Genomic DNA, 16,372 nt, shown 5'->3' on the forward strand with positions numbered 1-16,372 from the left:
TCCGCGAGGGCAAGACCCCTTTACGATGCGCTTAGGCCGTTCCGGAAACCACTCCGCGCATTTCTCCGTGCCCTCTGTGGTGCAACCAAAAGGCGTGGCGCCGGAAAAAACGTCAGGCGGCGAGGGCCTGCCCGAGCGCGGCGAGGAAGGCGTCGTTTTCGTCGGGGCGGCCGACCGTGACGCGCAGGCAGTCCACCAGCAGCGGATGCGCGCGGCCGACGTCCTTGATCAGGATCCCGGCATCGCGCAGGGCCGCGAAGGTCGCGTGCCCCTGCCCCCTGCGCACCCGGAACAGGATGAAGTTCGCCTGGCTGGGAAAGACCTGCTCGACCCCCGTCGTCCCGGTCAGACGCTCGCTCAAGCGGTCGCGTTCCTCGACGATTCCGCGCGCCTGCGTGTCTAGCGCCGCGCGGTGCTCCAGGGCGAAGGCCACCGAGCGCTGGGTCAGGGTATTGATGTTGTACGGCAGACGCAGGCGATCCAGCGCATCGATCCAGGCCGGCGTGCCTGCCAGATAGCCAAGCCGTGCACCGGCCAGCCCCAGCTTGGAGACCGTGCGCATCACCATCAGGCCGTCATCCTCGCCGACGCATTTGAGGAAGCTGTGCGCGGCGAACGGGGCGTAGGCCTCGTCGACCACCGTGACCCCGGGGTTCTCGTCGACGATGGCCTGTACGGTCGCGGCATCGTCCAGCGTCCCGGTGGGATTGTTCGGGTAGGCGAGGAACACGAGCGCCGGGTTGTGCTCGGCCAGCGCCGCGCGCATCGCGTCGAGGTCCAGGGTGAAGTCCGCGTTCAGGGGGACACCGATGAACGGCACCCCCAGCGCTCGGGCCAGCACGCCATACATCACGAAGGTCGGCTCCGGCGCCAGCACCGGACGCCCGGAACCCGCCACCGCCGTGATCAGGATCTGGATGAGTTCGTCGGAGCCATTGCCGAACAACAGTCCGGCGGCCTCGGGCACGCCGTGGGCGGCGCGCACCTGAGCGGCCAGACCCAGTGCCTGGGCGTCGGGATAGCGGTTCAGCTGCGGATCACGCAGGGCCGCCAGCCAGGCGTCTTCCAGCTCCCCCGGCCAGGGATGAGGGTTTTCCATCGCGTCCAGCTTGATCAGGCCGGTCGCGTCGGCCACCTGGTAGGCCGGCTGCGCCAGCACCTCCGGGCGCATCAGGGCGTCCGGGGTCCGGGTCGCGCGGGCGGTCATCGACTGCGCAGTTCGGCGGAGCGCGCGTGGGCGGTCAGGCCCTCGCCGTGGGCCAGGGCCGCGGCGGTCTCGCCCAGCTTGGCCGCACCTTCGGCCGAGCAATGGATGATGCTCGAACGCTTCTGGAAGTCGTACACGCCCAGCGGCGAGGAGAAGCGCGCGGTACGCGAGGTCGGCAGCACGTGGTTGGGGCCGGCGCAATAGTCGCCCAGGGCCTCGGAGGTATAGCGGCCCATGAAGATCGCGCCGGCGTGGCGCAACCCGGCATCCAGCATCGCCTGCGGGTCGGCCACCGACAGCTCCAAGTGCTCCGGGGCGATGCGGTTGGCGACCGCGACGGCCTCGGCCGAGTCGCGCACCTTCACCAGCGCGCCGCGCTTGTCGAGGCTGGTGCGGATGATCTCGGCGCGCGGCATCTCCTCCAGCAGGCGGTCCATGGCCTCGGCCACGCGATCCAGGAACGCGTCGTCCCAGGACAGCAGGATGGACTGGGCCTGCTCGTCGTGCTCGGCCTGGGAGAACAGGTCGGCCGCGATCCAGTCGGGGTCGGTCTCGCCGTCGCAGACCACCAGGATCTCGGACGGGCCGGCGATCATGTCGATGCCGACCGTGCCGAACACCTCACGCTTGGCCGCGGCCACGAAGATGTTGCCGGGGCCAACGATCTTGTCCACCGCCGGGATCGTCTGGGTGCCATAGGCCAGCGCGGCCACGGCCTGGGCGCCCCCCACGGTAAACACGCGATCCACGCCGGCCACGGCGGCCGCGGCCAGCACCAGATCGTTCAGCTCACCGCCCGGGGCGGGCACGACCATGACCAGCAACTCGACGCCGGCGACCTTGGCCGGGATGGCGTTCATCAGCACGGAGGACGGATAGGCCGCCTTGCCCCCGGGAACGTACAGGCCCACCGAGTCCAGCGCGGTCACGCGCTGGCCGAGAACGGTGCCGTCCTCGTCGGTGAAATCCCAGTCCCGCATGAGCTGGTGCTCGGCGTAGCGACGGATGCGTGCGCTGGCCATCTCCAGGGCCTTGCGCTGCTCCGCCGGGATCGACTCCAGGGCGGCCTGCAAGCGGTCGTGGGGGATCTCAAGATCGGAGACTGCGGCGCGGTCGAGCCGGTCGAACTTGGCGGTGTAACGAAGCACCGCGGCATCGCCCTCGGTGCGCACCGCGCCGAGGATCTCGTCCACCGCGTCCCGCACGCCGGTGTCGGCAACGGATTCCCAGGACAGCAGGTTCTCCAGGGCCTGATCGAAATCGGGCTGCTGGGTATCGAGTCGGGCAATGGATGGCATGTCGGGCTCCTCGTTCAGGCGGGTACGGCAGCCTTGCGGCGCGCGCGCACGGCATCGGCCAGCAGGCGCAGGGTGGCCTCGCTGTCGTCCCAGCCCATGCAGGCATCGGTGATGCTCTGGCCATATTGCAGCGGCTTGCCGGGCAGGATGTCCTGGCGACCACCGGTCAGGTGGCTCTCCAGCATCACGCCCATAATGCGCCGATCGCCGCCGGCAATCTGTTCGCCCAGCACACGCGCGACCTCGATCTGCTGCTTCGGGTCCTTGCGGCTGTTGGCGTGACTGCAGTCCACCATCACCGACTCCGGCAGCTCGGCCATGCGCAGTTCCTTGCAGGCCTCTTCGATGCTCGCGGCGTCGTAGTTCGGCTGCTTCCCGCCGCGCAGGATGATGTGGCAGTCGTCGTTGCCGGTGGTGGAGAAGATTGCCGAGCGGCCCGACTTGGTCACCGACAGGAAGTGATGCGGGCGCGAGGCAGAACGAATCGCGTCGATCGCCACGCGCAGGCTGCCATCGGTGGAGTTCTTGAAGCCCACCGGGCAGGACAGACCGGAGGCCAGCTCGCGGTGCACCTGGCTTTCGGTGGTGCGCGCACCAATCGCGCCCCAGGCGACCAGGTCCGCGATGTACTGCGGGCTGATCAGGTCGAGGTATTCGGTGGCCGCCGGCATGCCCTTCACCGCCAGATCGCGCAGCAGTCCGCGCGCCACACGCAGGCCCTTGTTGATATGGAAGCTGCCATCCAGATCGGGGTCATTGATCAGACCCTTCCAGCCAACCGTGGTACGCGGCTTCTCGAAGTACACCCGCATCACAATATGCAGCGCGTCGGAGAGTTCTTCGCGCAGGGTCTTCAGGTGATCGGCATAGTCCAGCGCGGCGTCCACGTCGTGGATCGAGCAGGGGCCGACGATCACCTGCAGGCGGTCATCCTCGCCGCGCAGGATGCGATGGCAGGCCTGGCGGGCCTCGAACACGGTGTTGGCCGCCGCATCGGTGATCGGCAGTTCATCGCGTACGGTGTCCGGGGCGGACACCTCCTGGATTTCGCGGATTCGCAGGTCGTCGGTATCGGCGGTCATGGTGTTCTCGATTACGTCGTCGCGGGGGTGACGGCCTCCCGCAGGCCCTCGATGAGATTTTGAATGGTTCTATGTCGCATCTTCATGGCTGCCTGGTTCACGATCAACCGGGAACTAATGGGGGTAATCAGTTCCAGCGGTTCCAGGCCGTTGGCCTTGAGGGTGTTGCCGGTATCCACCAGGTCGACGATGTAGTCGGCCAGGCCCACCAGCGGTGCCAGTTCCATCGAGCCGTAGAGCTTGATGATATCGACCTGGCGGCCCTGCTGGGCAAAGTAGTTCTGCGTGATGTTCACAAACTTGGTGGCGATGCGCAGGCGTTGCTCCGGGTCCGGTTGCTGGCCCGGGCGCCCCGCCAGCATCAGACGACACTCGGCGATATGCAGATCCAGCGGTTCGTACAGCCCGGCCGCGCCGTGCTCCATCAGCACGTCCTTGCCGGCCACGCCGATGGACGCCGCGCCGTGCTGCACGTAGGTGGGCACGTCGGTCGCGCGCACCACCACGATCTTCACATCCTCGCGGTTGGTGTCGAGGATCAGCTTGCGCGTCTCGTCCGGATCCTCCAGCAACTCGATCCCGGCGCTGGAAAGCAGCGGCAGGGTGTCCTTGAGGATGCGGCCCTTGGACAGGGCGATGGTCAGGGCGTTGGGATCCATCATGGGTCAGGCGTTCGTCCGGTTCCGTGTGAGTCGCAGCTTCAGACCGGCTCGCGACGAATGGTCGCGCCGATCTGGCTCAGTTTTTCCTCGATGCATTCGTAGCCGCGATCGATGTGGTAGATGCGGTCCACCTCGGTCTCGCCCTCGGCCACCAGGCCGGCGATGATCAGGCTCGCCGAGGCACGCAGGTCAGTCGCCATCACCGGCGCACCGACCAGTTTTTCCACGCCCTCGACGATCGCGGTATTGCCCTCGATGGTAATGTGCGCGCCCATGCGCTGCAGTTCCAGCGCGTGCATGAAGCGATTCTCGAACACCGTCTCGACTACCGATCCGGTGCCCTCGGCCACCGTGTTCAGCACCATCATCTGCGCCTGCATGTCGGTCGGGAAGGCCGGGAACGGCGCGGTGCGCAGGTTCACCGCCTTCGGACGGCGGCCCTCCATATCCAGCTCGATCCAGTCCGGCCCGGTCTCGATGCGAGCGCCGGCCTCGACCAGCTTGGCCAGCACCGCGTCCAGCAGCTCCGGGCGGGTATTGCGGCAGCGCACGCGCCCACGGGTGACCGCGGCGGCGACCAGGAAGGTGCCGGTCTCGATACGGTCCGGCATCACGTCGTATTCGCAGCCGTGCAGGCGCTCCACGCCCTGCACCCGAATGGTGTCGGTGCCGGCACCCTGGATCTTCGCGCCCATCGCGGTCAGGCAGTCCGCCAGATCGATGACCTCTGGCTCGCGCGCGGCATTCTCGATCAGGGTCTCGCCCTCGGCCAGGGTGGCGGCCATCAACAGGTTCTCGGTACCGGTTACCGTCACCTGGTCGAAGACCACGCGCGCGCCCTTCAGGCGGTCCGCGCGAGCGTGGATGTAGCCGCCTTCGACCTCGATCTCGGCCCCCAGGGCCTCGAGACCCCGCAGGTGCAGGTTCACCGGACGCGAACCGATGGCGCAGCCGCCCGGCAGGGAGACCTCGGCCTCGCCGAAGCGGGCCAGCAGCGGCCCCAGCACCAGGATGGAGGCGCGCATGGTCTTTACCAGATCGTACGGGGCGACGCACTGGGTCAGCGTGGTCGGGTCGACCTCGATGCGCATGCGCTCGTTAACCGTAAGGCTGACGCCCATGCGGCCGAGCAGCTCCATGGTGGTGGTCACGTCCTGCAGATGCGGGACGTTGCCAATGGTCATCGGCCCGTCCGCCAGCAAGGTGGCGGACAGGATCGGCAACACGGCGTTCTTGGCCCCGGAGATCCAGACCTGACCCTCGAGTCGGCGACCTCCGGTAATGATCAGTTTGTCCATGGGGTGCCCGGATTGACCGCCGAACCGACCGTGGTTCGGCGAAACGCGCCATGATAACGAATCCGCGCCGGGCTCGCCCGTTCGCCCGCCGCCGGCACGACTCAGGCGACGGAACGAGCGGCGGAGTCGGTGATAATCGACTCCAGGTCGTACAACTCCAGTAACGGGCGCAACCCCTCGGGGAGGGGCTCGAAGACCAGGGTGCGGCCCTGCTCGCGGGCGCGACGCCAGAGGATGACCAGGAACGCCACGCCGGCGCTGTCGATACGACCCGCCTGCGTCAGGTCCACCCGAGCGTGTTCCGGGAGATGCGCCGTCAGCCCGCGGGCCCGTGCCTCCAGCCCGGCCACCGTCGCGAAGGTCAGTGGCCCGTTGACAACCAGACCGCCTTCATCCGCCCGGATCTGTGCGTCGCTCACCGGTCCGCGGCCCCGTTGTCGGGGGTCACGTCGCCCACGGCATCCTCGATCAGCGCCTCGTCGCCATCTTCCAGGCGCTCAATCAGCGCCTCCAGGCCATCGCGGTTGATCTCCTCGTTAAAGCGAGTGCGGAAGTTGCCGACGAAGCTGAGCCCCTCGGCCTCGACGTCGAAGACCTTCCATTCGCCGTTCACCGGACGCAGACGGTAGTTGACCTGGATGTTCGACTGGCCGGAGCCCATCACCACCTCGGTGGCGACCACGGCCATGCGCTCGTCCTGGCGCGAGCGCCGCTCGATGACGCGCACGTCCTTGTCCAGATGATCGGCCAGTTGCACCCCGTAGGCCTGCAGCAGCGTGTTCTTGAAGGCCTCGGCGAAGCGGTTTTGCTGCTCGCTGCTGGCATCGCGCCAGTGGCGAGCCAGGACCAGGCGAGCCATCCCGTTGATATCCACGCCGGGCAGGATCTCCTCCTCGATCACGCCAATCACAAAGTCAGGATCTTCCTGCGCACGCGCCTCGTTTGCCCGCAGCTTCTCGTAGACCGCGTCGATCGACTGCTTGATGAGCTCGGCGGGGTTTTCTTCGGCCTGGGCGGGAGCCGCCAGGATCAGGACCAGCAGCGCCAGCGGCAGGATCAGGATTCGTTCATGCAACCATTTCATGTCTCTTGCTCCCGGTTTGGGTAGATCAGTCACTACCCATGTTGGTCATGAAGCGACCGATGAGGTTCTCCAGCACCAGTGCCGACTGGGTGAACATCAGCTCGTCGCCTTCCTGCAGGGTGTCGTAGTCACCACCCGGTTCCAGCGCGATGTACTGCTCGCCCAGCAGCCCCGCGGTGTGGATGGCGGCCTGGGTGTCCATCGGCAGGTAGTCGTGCTCCGAGCGGATCGCCAGGGTCACCTCGGCGCGAAAGCGTTCCGGATCGTAACGGATATCCGCCACTCGCCCGATGCGCACACCCGACACCGTGACCGGGGCACGCATCTTGAGACCCCCAATGTTGTCGAAGTATCCGCTCACCGTATAGGTGTCACGGTCGTGGTAGTCGGTCACGTTGCTGACCTGGACCGCCAGGTAGAACAGCGCCCCGATGCCCAGGAGCACGAAGACACCGACCGCCAGTTCGAAGAAACGTACCTTCATTATTGCCACCTGTCCTGGGTAAACACTGTTTGGTCAGCCCGCGCCGAACATCAGCCCGGTCAGGATGAAATCGAGGCCCAGCACCGCGAGCGACGACACCACCACCGTCTGGGTCGTGGCGCGCGAGATGCCCTCGGACGTCGGCTGCGCATTGAAGCCCTGGAACACCGCGATCCAGGTCACCACGAAGCCGAACACGATGCTCTTGATCACGCCGGAGAGCACATCCTCGTTCCAGTCGGTCACCGATTGCATCTGCGAGAAATAGGCGCCGCTGTCCACGCCCAGCAGCCCCACCCCGACCAGGTAGCCGCCCATCACGCCCACGGCGCTGAAGATCGCGGCCAGCAGCGGCATGGAGAGGAACCCGGCCACAAAGCGTGGCGCGAAGATCCGGCGATAGGGGTTCACCGCCATCATCTCCATCGCCGAGAGCTGTTCGGTCGTCTTCATCAGCCCCAGTTCCGCGGTCAGCGCGGAGCCGGCGCGCCCGGCGAACAGCAGCGCGGTGACCACCGGCCCCAGTTCGCGTACCAGCGACAGCGCAACCACCCCGCCCAGGGCCTCGGCCGCGCCGAAGTTCACCAGCGTGATGTAGCCCTGGTACGCCAGCACCATGCCGACAAACAGCCCGGACACGACGATGATCAGCAGCGAGCGCACCCCCACCGAATACACCTGAACAAGCGTCAGGCCGAAGCGGCGAAAGACGATATCCAGGCTCGCCAGCATCCGGATCAGGAAGATGAACGCCCGGCCGAACACCGTCAGGGCATTGATCGTGGTCCGGCCCAGCGCGGCAATCGAATCAGTCATCGCGGCGCTCCCCCTGCCCCAGCAGGTCATCGCGGTAGGACGCGCCCGGGTAATGAAACGGCACCGGCCCGTCCGGGCGACCCTGCAGGAACTGCGCGCTCCAGTCGGAGGCGCGCGCCTCCAGCTCGTCCGGCGGCCCGGCATCCACTACCCGGCCATCGGCGATCAACACCACCTGATCGGAGATCGCCATCGCCTCGGTCACGTCATGCGAGACCAGCACGCTGGTAAGCCCCAGGCTTTGATTGGTCCGGCGGATCAGGCTGACGATCTGGCCCATGGTGATCGGATCGAGCCCGGTGAACGGCTCGTCGTACAAAATGAGGTCCGGGTCCAGCGCAATGGCCCGCGCCAGCGCGACACGCCGCGCCATGCCACCGGACAGGGTCGCCGGGTCCAGGTCGCGCGCCGCGCGCAGGCCCACCGCCTCCAGCTTCAGCAGCACCAGCGCGTGCAGCACGTCCTCCGGCAGATCCGTGTGCTCGCGCAGCGGGAAGGCGACGTTCTCGAATACCGAGAGATCCGTCAGCAGCGCACCGCTCTGGAACAGCATGCCCATGCGCTTGCGCAGCGCGTACAGCCGCCGGGTGGAGAGCCTCGCCACCTCCTGGCCATCCACCCAGATGCGGCCATTGTCCGGACGCAACTGACCGCCGACCAGGCGCAGCAGCGTGGTCTTGCCACTGCCGCTGGGCCCCATCACGGTCGTCACCTGCCCGCGCGGGATGCGCATCGACAGGTCATCGAAAATCATCTTGCGCCCGCGCCGGAAGCACAGGTTCTCGATCACGATATGCGGACTGTCTTCCACTGCCGGGTCAGCCACGCGCGCTCCTCGCCCTTAAGGAAACACGGATTAATGTACACGCTCGCGCTCGAGCCGCTTTTGCGTGCGAACAAGGCGCGGTGACCGCCGTGCAGTCATTCTGCACAAGGGAGCCGCAACGCCGTGCGCACGCCCGTTTTTGATGACAACGGGCGGCCGAGCCCCTTCGGGGTTGGCACCCCAGGTTCCCCGATCCTGCGTTGCGGCCCGAATCGGTCAAAAACGGGCCGGTAGACCCACTACCGGCTGCGCGCCGCGCCTGGGCTCGGAAAACCTGGGGTACCAACGCGAGTGTGTACATTAATCCGTGTTTCCTTAGGCCCACAGAACCCCGAAGTCTGGGCGCAGGCCGGGAGACCGTCAAACGGGCGGGTGCGGTGCTCATCCCAATCCCAGCAACGCGGCGATAGTGCGGAAATCCGACAGCCGCTCCGGACGCGCGCGCAGGAACACCGGGATCTCGCCGCTGCCACCGGCCTGCCCGAGGGCCTCCACCAGCGCGCGCCAGCCCGGCGCATCCAGTCCCGCCTCGGGGCTGACCTGCCAGGCCCCGCCCCCGGCAAGCGCCGCCGATTTCGGCGCCGGGGCGGGATGAAACCAGGCCGCCTCGGCTCGCGCGAGCACCCGCTCCTCGCCGGCGCCGTACACCATCAGGCGCCCCAGTCCGGCCGCCTCCAGCGCCGCGCGGATCGCCTGCACCTGCGCCGGCCCCATCGGCCCCGGCGCCACCGCCTGCAGGCCATCGCCGACAGCCTCGGCCAGCGCGCGCGCCCGCGTCGCACCCGTCTCGAGGCCCAGCTCCACCGGCCAGTCCAGTGTCAGCCGCAGCGCGGGGGGCACGGCCTCGGCCCAGTCACCAAAGGCCGGCGCCCCGGCCTCGGTCCACACCGGGGCAGGCAGCAACAAACGGCTGTGGTAATGGGTGTAGTACTCCAGCTGCCAGTCCTGCGGCAGGTCCTCGGGGAAGAAGTCGTCCCACCAGTCCTCTCCAGGGCCCGCCACCCCGGCGGCCTGAAATACCGGCGCTTCCTGCTCCTTCGACATGCCTCAACCTCCACGACGTAACCGCAGCTTTGCGCGGATTGCTTGTATCACCTGCGAGCGCGCGGCACAGTTGGCGCCATGCGTTTCGACCTGTTCCACGAGCTCTCGGTACCGGACTTCCTGCAGACCTCCGAAGCGGAGGTGCTGGAGAACACCCTGCGCCTGTGGGAGCGCGCCGATCGTCTCGGCTTCGGCACCGCCTGGCTGGTGGAGCACCACCTGATGCCGGAGTTCTCCCACTCCACCGCGCCGGACCTGGTGCTGGCCGCGGCCAGTCAGCGCACCAAACGCCTGCGCCTGGGGCTGGGCGTGGTCCCCCTGCCCTACCACCACCCCCTGCGGGTGGCGCAACGCGTCGGCATGCTCGACCAGCTCTCCGGCGGGCGACTGGATCTGGGCATCGGGCGCGGCTTCTCGCCGCGCGAATATGCCACATTCGGGGCCGAGATGAGCGAGTCCCGCGCGCGGGTCGATGCCGGGCTGGATGCGCTGCGCCAGGCCTTCGCCACCGGCCGCATCACCCAGGACGGGCCGTTCCATCACCTGGACGACGTGCCCGTGATGCCGCGCCCGGTGCAGGCCCCGCACCCGCCGATCTGGACCGCCGCGGTCAGCCCGGAGTCCTTTACCTGGGCGGCGCAGCAGGGCATCGGCGCGCTGGCCGGGCCATTCAAGCCCTGGCAGATGATCCGCGAGGACATCCGCCTGTACCACGAGGCCTGGGACGCGACACGCACGGACGTCGCCCACCCGCCCCGGGTCGGCATGACGCTTGGGGTCCTGTGCCTGCCGGACGGCAAGCGCGCCCGGCGCGAGGCCAAGCCGGCCTTCGAGTGGTTCTACCGCCACATGTTCCAGCAGACCCTGCCGGTGCTGGAACGCCTGATCGAGGGCTACGACTATTACCGCTCGCTCGGCCGCTTCCGCCACCTGGTCAAGGCCGGGATCAACCTGAAGGTCCTCGACATGCTGGGCATGACGCTCGTCGGCACCCCCGCCGAATGCCGTGAACGCATCGAGGGCCTGCGCGCGGCCGGGGTCGATCAGGTGCTGCTCGCCTTCGGCGCCGGGGCCGTTCCGCATGCGCTGGCCGAGGAGTCCATGGACTGCTTCGCGGAAGAGGTCATGCCCGCGTTTGCCGACACCGCCCCGGCCACCATCGCCCGCACCGCGACCTGAGCGAAACACGGATGCACGTCGCCGTGACCGGCGCCGCCGGGCGCCTGGGGCAAGTCCTGCTGCCCGCCCTGGCACGCGCGCCGACGATTGAACACATCCTCGCCCTGGACCGGGCCGCGCCGGCGCTGCCTCCCCCCGAAAACGGCACCGTTATCGAGGCCCGGGTACTCGACCTGGCGCAGCTCCAGCCGGAGGACCTGGCCGGGGTGGACACGCTGGTGCACCTGGCCTTTCAATTGATGGGCGGTCACGGGGGACGCCGCCGGCATGACCGAACCTGGGTCCGTCAGCAGAATGTCGCCCTGAGCCAGCAGGTGTTCCACGCGGCGGTGACCGCCGGTGTACGCCACATCGTGTTTCTGTCCAGCGCGGCGGTCTACGGCCCCTGGCCGGACAGCCCGCAGCCGCTCCGTGAGGACCATCCCACCCGGCCGCGCTTCCCCTATGCCGAAGACAAGGTCGCCGTGGAGCAGGCCCTACTCGCGCTCGCCCGGGAACACCCCGAGTGCCAGGTGACCCTCCTGCGCCCGCCCGCGATCGTCGGCCCGAACGCCCACCCGCTGTTGCTGCAGATCGCCCGCGGACGGCTGTATCCCGCCGGAGGCGAACAGCCAGTGCAGATCCTGTGGGAGGACGATGCCGCCGCCGCGATCGTACGCAGCATCACAACTCGCACCGCGGGGATCTTCAACCTGGGGGCCGAACCTGCCTGGTCGCTACGGGCGATGGCGCGCCACCAGCGGCGCTGGGGGATCCCGGTGCCACTGCGGCTGATCCGCACCCTGCACCCGCTGGCCTGGCGCCTGACCGCCCGCGCCGGGGACCCCGGCTGGGTCCGCGGGCTGGACGGCCCGCTGGTACTGGACTGCACCCGCGCCCGCGAGCAGCTCGGCTGGACACCGCAGGTGACCACCGCCGGGTGCCTGGAACGCCTGCGCTGCTGAAACCACTACCCAATCGGCTACAATCCCGGGCCTGACCCTCCCGGACCCGACTGCCCATGGTGCTACCCGTTGTCGCCATCATCGGCGGCCTGATCCTGCTGACCTGGAGTGCCGACCGCTTCGTGTTCGGCGCCTCGGCCCTGGCCCGCGGCCTGGGTGTCAGCCCGCTGATCATCGGCCTGACCATCGTCGCCTTCGGGACCTCGGCACCGGAGATCGTGGTCTCGGTCCTCGCCAGCCTGCAGGGCAACCCGGGGCTGGCGGTGGGCAATGCCATCGGCTCGAACATCGCCAACATCGCGCTGGTGCTGGGGGCCGCGGCCGTCGTCGCGCCACTGGCGATCGGGCGCGGCATGGTTCGGCGCGAACTGCCGATCCTGCTGCTGGTCAGCTTCGGCGTCCTGCTCTTGCTGATAAATGGCGAACTGGGCCGACCAGAGGGCAGCGTCCTGCTCGGCGGCCTGGTGGCATTCACGGTCTGGCTGGCCTTGACCGCCCGCCGTGCGCAGCAGGCCCCGAGTGAGGACACTCCCACGGTCGTACGCGGCATGGTCGAAACGATCCCGGAGGGCGACCGACTGAGGCCCGCGATCGCCTGGCTCGTGTTCGGGCTGCTGCTCCTGCTGGCGAGCAGCCAGGCCCTGGTCTGGGGGGCCGTCGAGATCGCCGAACAACTGGGGGTCAGCGACCTGGTCATCGGGCTGACCATTGTCGCGGTGGGCACCAGCCTGCCGGAGCTGGCGACCTCGGTGGTCGCCGCCTTCCGCCGCGAGGCCGGGCTGGCGATCGGGAATGTGGTCGGTTCCAATCTGTTCAACCTGCTCGCGGTACTGGCCGTTCCGGCCCTGATCGCGCCGCTGGCAATCGACGCCGATGTGCTGACGCGCGACTATCCGGTGATGCTGGCATTGACCGTGGCGCTGTTCCTGATCGCGCTGGGCCGCCGCGGACAGATCCGGCGCTGGCAGGGCGCCCTTCTCCTCATCGCCTTCGCAAGCTACCTTGTCTATTTGGGAATCACGGCAACCGCATGAACTTCAACCCCGAAACGACCCGCAACCTCGCCCTGGCCGTCCTCAATGACGAGGCCGAGGCCGTACGCAACCTCGCCCAGCGCATCGACGACCGCTTCCTCGAAGCCTGCCGCTGCATCCTCGCGTGCAAGGGCCGCGTGATCGTCACCGGCATGGGCAAGTCCGGGCACATCGGCAGCAAGCTGGCCGCGACGCTGGCCTCCACCGGCACGCCGGCCTTCTTCGTGCATCCGGGCGAGGCCAGTCACGGCGATCTCGGCATGATTACCCGCGAGGACGTGGTCATCGCGCTGTCGAACTCCGGCGAGACCGACGAGATCATCACCATCCTGCCGCTGATCCGGCGCCTGGGCGTACCGCTGATCGCGATGACCGGCAACCCCGGATCGCGCCTCGGCGCGGATGCCACCGTACACCTGGATGTCAGCGTCGAACGCGAGGCTTGCCCGCTGGGCCTGGCCCCCACCTCCAGCACCACCGCGGCGTTGGCGATGGGCGATGCCCTGGCCGTCGCGGTGCTGGACGCACGCGGCTTTACCGCCAACGACTTTGCCCGCTCGCACCCCGGCGGTCGCCTTGGCCGGCGCCTGCTGGTGCATGTCGCCGACATCATGCATACCGGAGGCGCGATCCCGCGCATCACCCCGGACGCCCCACTCAAGGACGCCCTGTTCGAGATCACCCGCAAGGGCCTGGGGCTGGTGATCGTGGCCGGCGCCGACGACGAGATCCAGGGCGTGTTCACCGATGGCGACCTGCGGCGCACCCTGGATGCCGGGCACAGCCTGGACGGCCTGACCATCGGCGAGGCCATGACCACCGGCGGCCACACCGCGCAGCCCGACTGGCTGGCGGTGGAGGCCCTGGAGGCCATGGAGAGCCGGCGCATCAACGCCCTGCCCGTCACCGACGCCGAAAACCGCCTGGTCGGCGTGATCAACATGCACGACCTGCTGCGCGCCGGGGTGGCGTGATGAACCTGGATGCCACCACTCTGCGCACCCACCAGCAGGCCATTCGCCTGCTGATCCTGGACGTGGACGGCGTGCTGACCGACGGCAGCCTGTTCCTCGGCGACGGCGGCGAGCAGTACAAGGCCTTCAACAGCCGCGACGGCCACGGTATCCGTCTGGCCCTGGACGGCGGCATCGAGATCGCCATCCTGACCGGGCGCACCTCCGGGGTCGTCGAGCACCGCATGCGCGACCTGGGCGTGGAGCATCTGATCCAGGGCCGCCGCGACAAGGGCGAGGCCCTGCACGAACTGCTGCAGCGCACCGGCCACGACCCCGCCGAAGCGGCCTTCATGGGCGACGACATCGTGGATCTTCCAGCGATGCAGCGGGTCGGGCTCGGGATCGCGGTCGGCGACGCCCACGCGCTGGTGCGCCAGCATGCCCAGTGGGTGACCGAGACCCATGGTGGGCGCGGGGCCGTGCGCGAGGCCTGCGAGGGCCTGCTGGCCGCGCAGGGCCGGCTCGACGCGCTGTTCGAGACCTACCTGAACGGATGAGCCAAAGGACTCGCCGCCAAGTCGGATGGGCCCTGGCCGTGCTCGCATTCGCGTCCGCGCCCCTGGCGCAGGCCGAGGTAAGCCCGCCCGAGGGCGAGGTCACGCTGCAGATTGACGGCTTCACCCTGCATGCCACCGGCGACGACGGCGAACTGAGCCATCGTCTGCGCGGCACCCGCCTGCGCGAGTTCGGCCGTGACGGCCCCCAGTGGGTGGACGACCCGGACCTCGACCTGTTCGCCGAGGGCGGTATCGAATGGCGCTGGACCGCCCCGGCCGCCCTGCATCAACCAGCCGCCGCGACCCTGGACCTGGTGGGCCCCACCCACGGCGTACAGCCGCCCCGCGGCGAACGCGTGGAGACCCTCATCGATTCGCGGGATGTTCGCGTCGCCACCGACACCATGGTCGCCACTTCGGATGCCCTTTCTACCCTGAACCAGCCGGGCCTGTTCCAGCGCGGCACCGGTCTGCGCGTGGACTCGCGAGGGGATACCATAGAGTTGTTCCATGACGTGTACTCGCTCTACAGCGAGACGAGCGAGGAGGATCCCGCGCATGACCCCGAATCCCCATAGCCTTCGCCACCGTCCGGGCCAACCGGGTGCCCGCGTGGCGGCGCTCCTGCTGCTCGTGCTGCTGGCCACGCCCGCGTTCGCCCAGCAGGGCTCGGGCCCGGCGCTGCCGGTGGAGATCACTGCCGACCGCGCGGAGATGGACGAACGCCAGGGGCTGGGGACCTACACCGGCGACGTGATCGTGATCCGCGGCGACATGACCCTGGAGGCCGACAAGGTCTACGTGCGCACCCGCGATCGCCGCCCCTACGAAATGGAGGCCCACGGCGAGCCGGCACGCCTGGAATCACCCGATCCGGAAACCGGAGAGATGCGCATTGCCACCGCCCTGCGCATCGACTACCTGCTGAACGAAGACCGCATGATCCTCACCGACCAGGCCCATGTGATCACCACCAGCGAGGAGGCGCGCGGCAAGCGCATCACCTACGACCTGACGACCGACGTGATCGAGGCCGAACGCGGCGAAGGCGACAGCGAGCGCGTGCGCATCACCATCCAGCCGCGCGACGACGAATGAACGCCACCGCCCCCAGCCCATCCGCCACACCGGCACAAACCAACGACCGCCTGATCGGACGCGAGCTGACCAAGCGCTACGGCCAGCGCACTGTGCTGGACCAGGTGGACGTCGACCTCGCGCCCGGCGAGGTGGTCGGCCTGCTGGGCCCGAACGGGGCCGGCAAGACCACCTGCTTCTACAGCCTGGTCGGGCTGATCCGCCCCAATACCGGACGCATCACCCTGGGCGAACGCGATATCACCCGCGCCCCCATCCATGTGCGCGCGCGCGCCGGCCTCGGCTACCTGCCGCAGGAGGCCTCGATCTTTCGCCGCCTGAGCGTGTGGGACAACCTCCAGGCCGTGCTCGAGCTGCGCCCCGGACTCGATCGCCACGAGCGCCGGCGCATTGGCGATGCGCTGATCGAGGAGTTCCAGCTCGAGACCGTGCGCCACAGCCCGGGCATCGCGCTGTCCGGTGGGGAACGGCGCCGGGCCGAGATCGCCCGCGCCCTCGCCGGGGATCCGCGCTTCATCTGTCTGGACGAGCCCTTCGCCGGGGTGGACCCGATCTCGGTGGGCGACATCCAGGACGTGATTCGGCATCTCGCCCAGCGCGGCATCGGCGTACTGATCTCCGATCACAACGTGCGCGAGACCCTCGGCATCTGCCACAGGGCCTATATTCTGAGCGAGGGACGCCTGCTCGCCGCCGGTACACCGGACGAGCTGCTGGCCGATCCCCAGGTGCGCCGGGTCTATCTCGGCGAGAACTTCCGCCTGTGAAAGCGCCCCATATGCGGCCCGGTCGGTGCACAAACC

General features: G+C 68.5%; 19 protein-coding genes. 8 read left to right on the forward strand and 11 right to left on the reverse strand.

Going from position 1 to position 16,372, the window contains the following annotated elements:
* Positions 1-112: 112 nt before the first annotated feature.
* The 11 genes from hisC to D573_RS0104105 form a co-directional block, all read right to left on the reverse strand.
* A complete protein-coding gene (gene hisC / locus D573_RS0104055; RefSeq protein ID WP_018938196.1) occupies positions 113-1,207 on the reverse strand; it encodes a histidinol-phosphate transaminase in 1,095 nt (364 codons plus the stop codon).
* Entirely contained in the window at positions 1,204-2,505 is a 1,302-nt protein-coding gene (gene hisD / locus D573_RS0104060; RefSeq protein WP_018144511.1) for a histidinol dehydrogenase, read from the reverse strand. The genes hisC and hisD overlap by 4 nt, the downstream gene beginning before the upstream one ends.
* A 14-nt stretch (positions 2,506-2,519) precedes the next feature.
* Complete coding sequence (locus D573_RS0104065) at positions 2,520-3,587, reverse strand: 3-deoxy-7-phosphoheptulonate synthase (protein ID WP_018168264.1); 1,068 nt, start codon at positions 3,585-3,587, stop codon at positions 2,520-2,522.
* 11 nt (positions 3,588-3,598) lie between these two features.
* The gene (gene hisG, locus D573_RS0104070; protein WP_018938197.1) at positions 3,599-4,249 is read right to left on the reverse strand and encodes an ATP phosphoribosyltransferase; all 651 of its coding nucleotides are present in this window, start codon (positions 4,247-4,249) and stop codon (positions 3,599-3,601) included.
* Between the two features lie 38 nt (positions 4,250-4,287).
* Positions 4,288-5,547, reverse strand: a complete 1,260-nt coding sequence (gene murA, locus D573_RS0104075; protein ID WP_018144514.1) for a UDP-N-acetylglucosamine 1-carboxyvinyltransferase — start codon at positions 5,545-5,547, stop codon at positions 4,288-4,290.
* A gap of 101 nt (positions 5,548-5,648) precedes the next feature.
* Positions 5,649-5,966: a lipid asymmetry maintenance protein MlaB gene (locus tag D573_RS0104080; protein WP_018144515.1), complete on the reverse strand. Its 318-nt coding sequence runs from the start codon at positions 5,964-5,966 to the stop codon at positions 5,649-5,651.
* On the reverse strand, positions 5,963-6,631 hold the full coding sequence (locus D573_RS0104085) for a phospholipid-binding protein MlaC (protein WP_018938198.1): 669 nt from the start codon (positions 6,629-6,631) through the stop codon (positions 5,963-5,965). The genes D573_RS0104080 and D573_RS0104085 overlap by 4 nt, the downstream gene beginning before the upstream one ends.
* A 25-nt stretch (positions 6,632-6,656) precedes the next feature.
* Positions 6,657-7,115, reverse strand: coding sequence for an outer membrane lipid asymmetry maintenance protein MlaD (gene mlaD / locus D573_RS0104090; RefSeq protein WP_018938199.1), 459 nt, complete (start codon positions 7,113-7,115; stop codon positions 6,657-6,659).
* A 33-nt stretch (positions 7,116-7,148) separates the two neighbouring features.
* A complete protein-coding gene (mlaE, locus tag D573_RS0104095) occupies positions 7,149-7,931 on the reverse strand; it encodes a lipid asymmetry maintenance ABC transporter permease subunit MlaE (RefSeq protein ID WP_018144518.1) in 783 nt (260 codons plus the stop codon).
* Positions 7,924-8,757: an ABC transporter ATP-binding protein gene (locus tag D573_RS0104100; RefSeq protein ID WP_038039664.1), complete on the reverse strand. Its 834-nt coding sequence runs from the start codon at positions 8,755-8,757 to the stop codon at positions 7,924-7,926. Before D573_RS0104100 ends, mlaE begins: the two co-directional genes overlap by 8 nt.
* Positions 8,758-9,138: 381 nt before the next feature.
* On the reverse strand, positions 9,139-9,801 hold the full coding sequence (locus D573_RS0104105) for a hypothetical protein (protein WP_018938201.1): 663 nt from the start codon (positions 9,799-9,801) through the stop codon (positions 9,139-9,141).
* 78 nt (positions 9,802-9,879) lie between these two features.
* On the opposite strand from D573_RS0104105, the gene D573_RS0104110 reads away from it, so the two are divergent.
* Genes D573_RS0104110 through lptB form a run of 8 tightly spaced genes read left to right on the forward strand, consistent with a single transcriptional unit; the run spans position 9,880 to position 16,336 of the window.
* On the forward strand, positions 9,880-10,980 hold the full coding sequence (locus tag D573_RS0104110) for an LLM class flavin-dependent oxidoreductase (protein WP_018938202.1): 1,101 nt from the start codon (positions 9,880-9,882) through the stop codon (positions 10,978-10,980).
* An 11-nt stretch (positions 10,981-10,991) separates the two neighbouring features.
* Positions 10,992-11,924 carry an NAD-dependent epimerase/dehydratase family protein gene (locus tag D573_RS0104115; RefSeq protein ID WP_018938203.1) on the forward strand — a complete coding sequence of 311 codons (933 nt, stop codon included), beginning with the start codon at positions 10,992-10,994 and terminating at the stop codon, positions 11,922-11,924.
* Between the two features lie 56 nt (positions 11,925-11,980).
* Positions 11,981-12,958: a calcium/sodium antiporter gene (locus D573_RS0104120; protein ID WP_018938204.1), complete on the forward strand. Its 978-nt coding sequence runs from the start codon at positions 11,981-11,983 to the stop codon at positions 12,956-12,958.
* Positions 12,955-13,932 carry a KpsF/GutQ family sugar-phosphate isomerase gene (locus D573_RS0104125; RefSeq protein ID WP_018938205.1) on the forward strand — a complete coding sequence of 326 codons (978 nt, stop codon included), beginning with the start codon at positions 12,955-12,957 and terminating at the stop codon, positions 13,930-13,932. Before D573_RS0104120 ends, D573_RS0104125 begins: the two co-directional genes overlap by 4 nt.
* Complete coding sequence (locus D573_RS0104130) at positions 13,932-14,471, forward strand: HAD family hydrolase (protein ID WP_018938206.1); 540 nt, start codon at positions 13,932-13,934, stop codon at positions 14,469-14,471. Before D573_RS0104125 ends, D573_RS0104130 begins: the two co-directional genes overlap by 1 nt.
* Positions 14,468-15,049, forward strand: coding sequence for an LPS export ABC transporter periplasmic protein LptC (gene lptC / locus D573_RS0104135; protein ID WP_081618735.1), 582 nt, complete (start codon positions 14,468-14,470; stop codon positions 15,047-15,049). Before D573_RS0104130 ends, lptC begins: the two co-directional genes overlap by 4 nt.
* A complete protein-coding gene (gene lptA, locus D573_RS0104140) occupies positions 15,030-15,569 on the forward strand; it encodes a lipopolysaccharide transport periplasmic protein LptA (RefSeq protein WP_018168275.1) in 540 nt (179 codons plus the stop codon). Before lptC ends, lptA begins: the two co-directional genes overlap by 20 nt.
* Positions 15,566-16,336 carry an LPS export ABC transporter ATP-binding protein gene (lptB, locus tag D573_RS0104145; protein WP_018168276.1) on the forward strand — a complete coding sequence of 257 codons (771 nt, stop codon included), beginning with the start codon at positions 15,566-15,568 and terminating at the stop codon, positions 16,334-16,336. The genes lptA and lptB overlap by 4 nt, the downstream gene beginning before the upstream one ends.
* Positions 16,337-16,372: the final 36 nt, after the last annotated feature.

Source organism: Thioalkalivibrio sp. AKL9 (genome assembly GCF_000377825.1).
Classification (GTDB): domain Bacteria; phylum Pseudomonadota; class Gammaproteobacteria; order Ectothiorhodospirales; family Ectothiorhodospiraceae; genus Thioalkalivibrio; species Thioalkalivibrio versutus.

Excerpts from the sequence above, each read along its gene's own strand:
- mlaE (WP_018144518.1), bottom strand. The coding sequence starts at position 7,931 with ATGACTGATTCGATTGCCGCGCTGGGCCGGACCACGATCAATGCCCTG.
- D573_RS0104105 (WP_018938201.1), bottom strand. The coding sequence starts at position 9,801 with ATGTCGAAGGAGCAGGAAGCGCCGGTATTTCAGGCCGCCGGGGTGGCG.
- D573_RS0104120 (WP_018938204.1), top strand. The coding sequence starts at position 11,981 with ATGGTGCTACCCGTTGTCGCCATCATCGGCGGCCTGATCCTGCTGACC.
- D573_RS0104110 (WP_018938202.1), top strand. The coding sequence starts at position 9,880 with ATGCGTTTCGACCTGTTCCACGAGCTCTCGGTACCGGACTTCCTGCAG.
- D573_RS0104115 (WP_018938203.1), top strand. The coding sequence starts at position 10,992 with ATGCACGTCGCCGTGACCGGCGCCGCCGGGCGCCTGGGGCAAGTCCTG.
- D573_RS0104130 (WP_018938206.1), top strand. The coding sequence starts at position 13,932 with ATGAACCTGGATGCCACCACTCTGCGCACCCACCAGCAGGCCATTCGC.
- murA (WP_018144514.1), bottom strand. The coding sequence starts at position 5,547 with ATGGACAAACTGATCATTACCGGAGGTCGCCGACTCGAGGGTCAGGTC.
- mlaD (WP_018938199.1), bottom strand. The coding sequence starts at position 7,115 with ATGAAGGTACGTTTCTTCGAACTGGCGGTCGGTGTCTTCGTGCTCCTG.
- lptB (WP_018168276.1), top strand. The coding sequence starts at position 15,566 with ATGAACGCCACCGCCCCCAGCCCATCCGCCACACCGGCACAAACCAAC.
- D573_RS0104085 (WP_018938198.1), bottom strand. The coding sequence starts at position 6,631 with ATGAAATGGTTGCATGAACGAATCCTGATCCTGCCGCTGGCGCTGCTG.
- hisD (WP_018144511.1), bottom strand. The coding sequence starts at position 2,505 with ATGCCATCCATTGCCCGACTCGATACCCAGCAGCCCGATTTCGATCAG.
- hisC (WP_018938196.1), bottom strand. The coding sequence starts at position 1,207 with ATGACCGCCCGCGCGACCCGGACCCCGGACGCCCTGATGCGCCCGGAG.
- lptC (WP_081618735.1), top strand. The coding sequence starts at position 14,468 with ATGAGCCAAAGGACTCGCCGCCAAGTCGGATGGGCCCTGGCCGTGCTC.
- D573_RS0104125 (WP_018938205.1), top strand. The coding sequence starts at position 12,955 with ATGAACTTCAACCCCGAAACGACCCGCAACCTCGCCCTGGCCGTCCTC.
- hisG (WP_018938197.1), bottom strand. The coding sequence starts at position 4,249 with ATGATGGATCCCAACGCCCTGACCATCGCCCTGTCCAAGGGCCGCATC.
- D573_RS0104065 (WP_018168264.1), bottom strand. The coding sequence starts at position 3,587 with ATGACCGCCGATACCGACGACCTGCGAATCCGCGAAATCCAGGAGGTG.
- lptA (WP_018168275.1), top strand. The coding sequence starts at position 15,030 with ATGACCCCGAATCCCCATAGCCTTCGCCACCGTCCGGGCCAACCGGGT.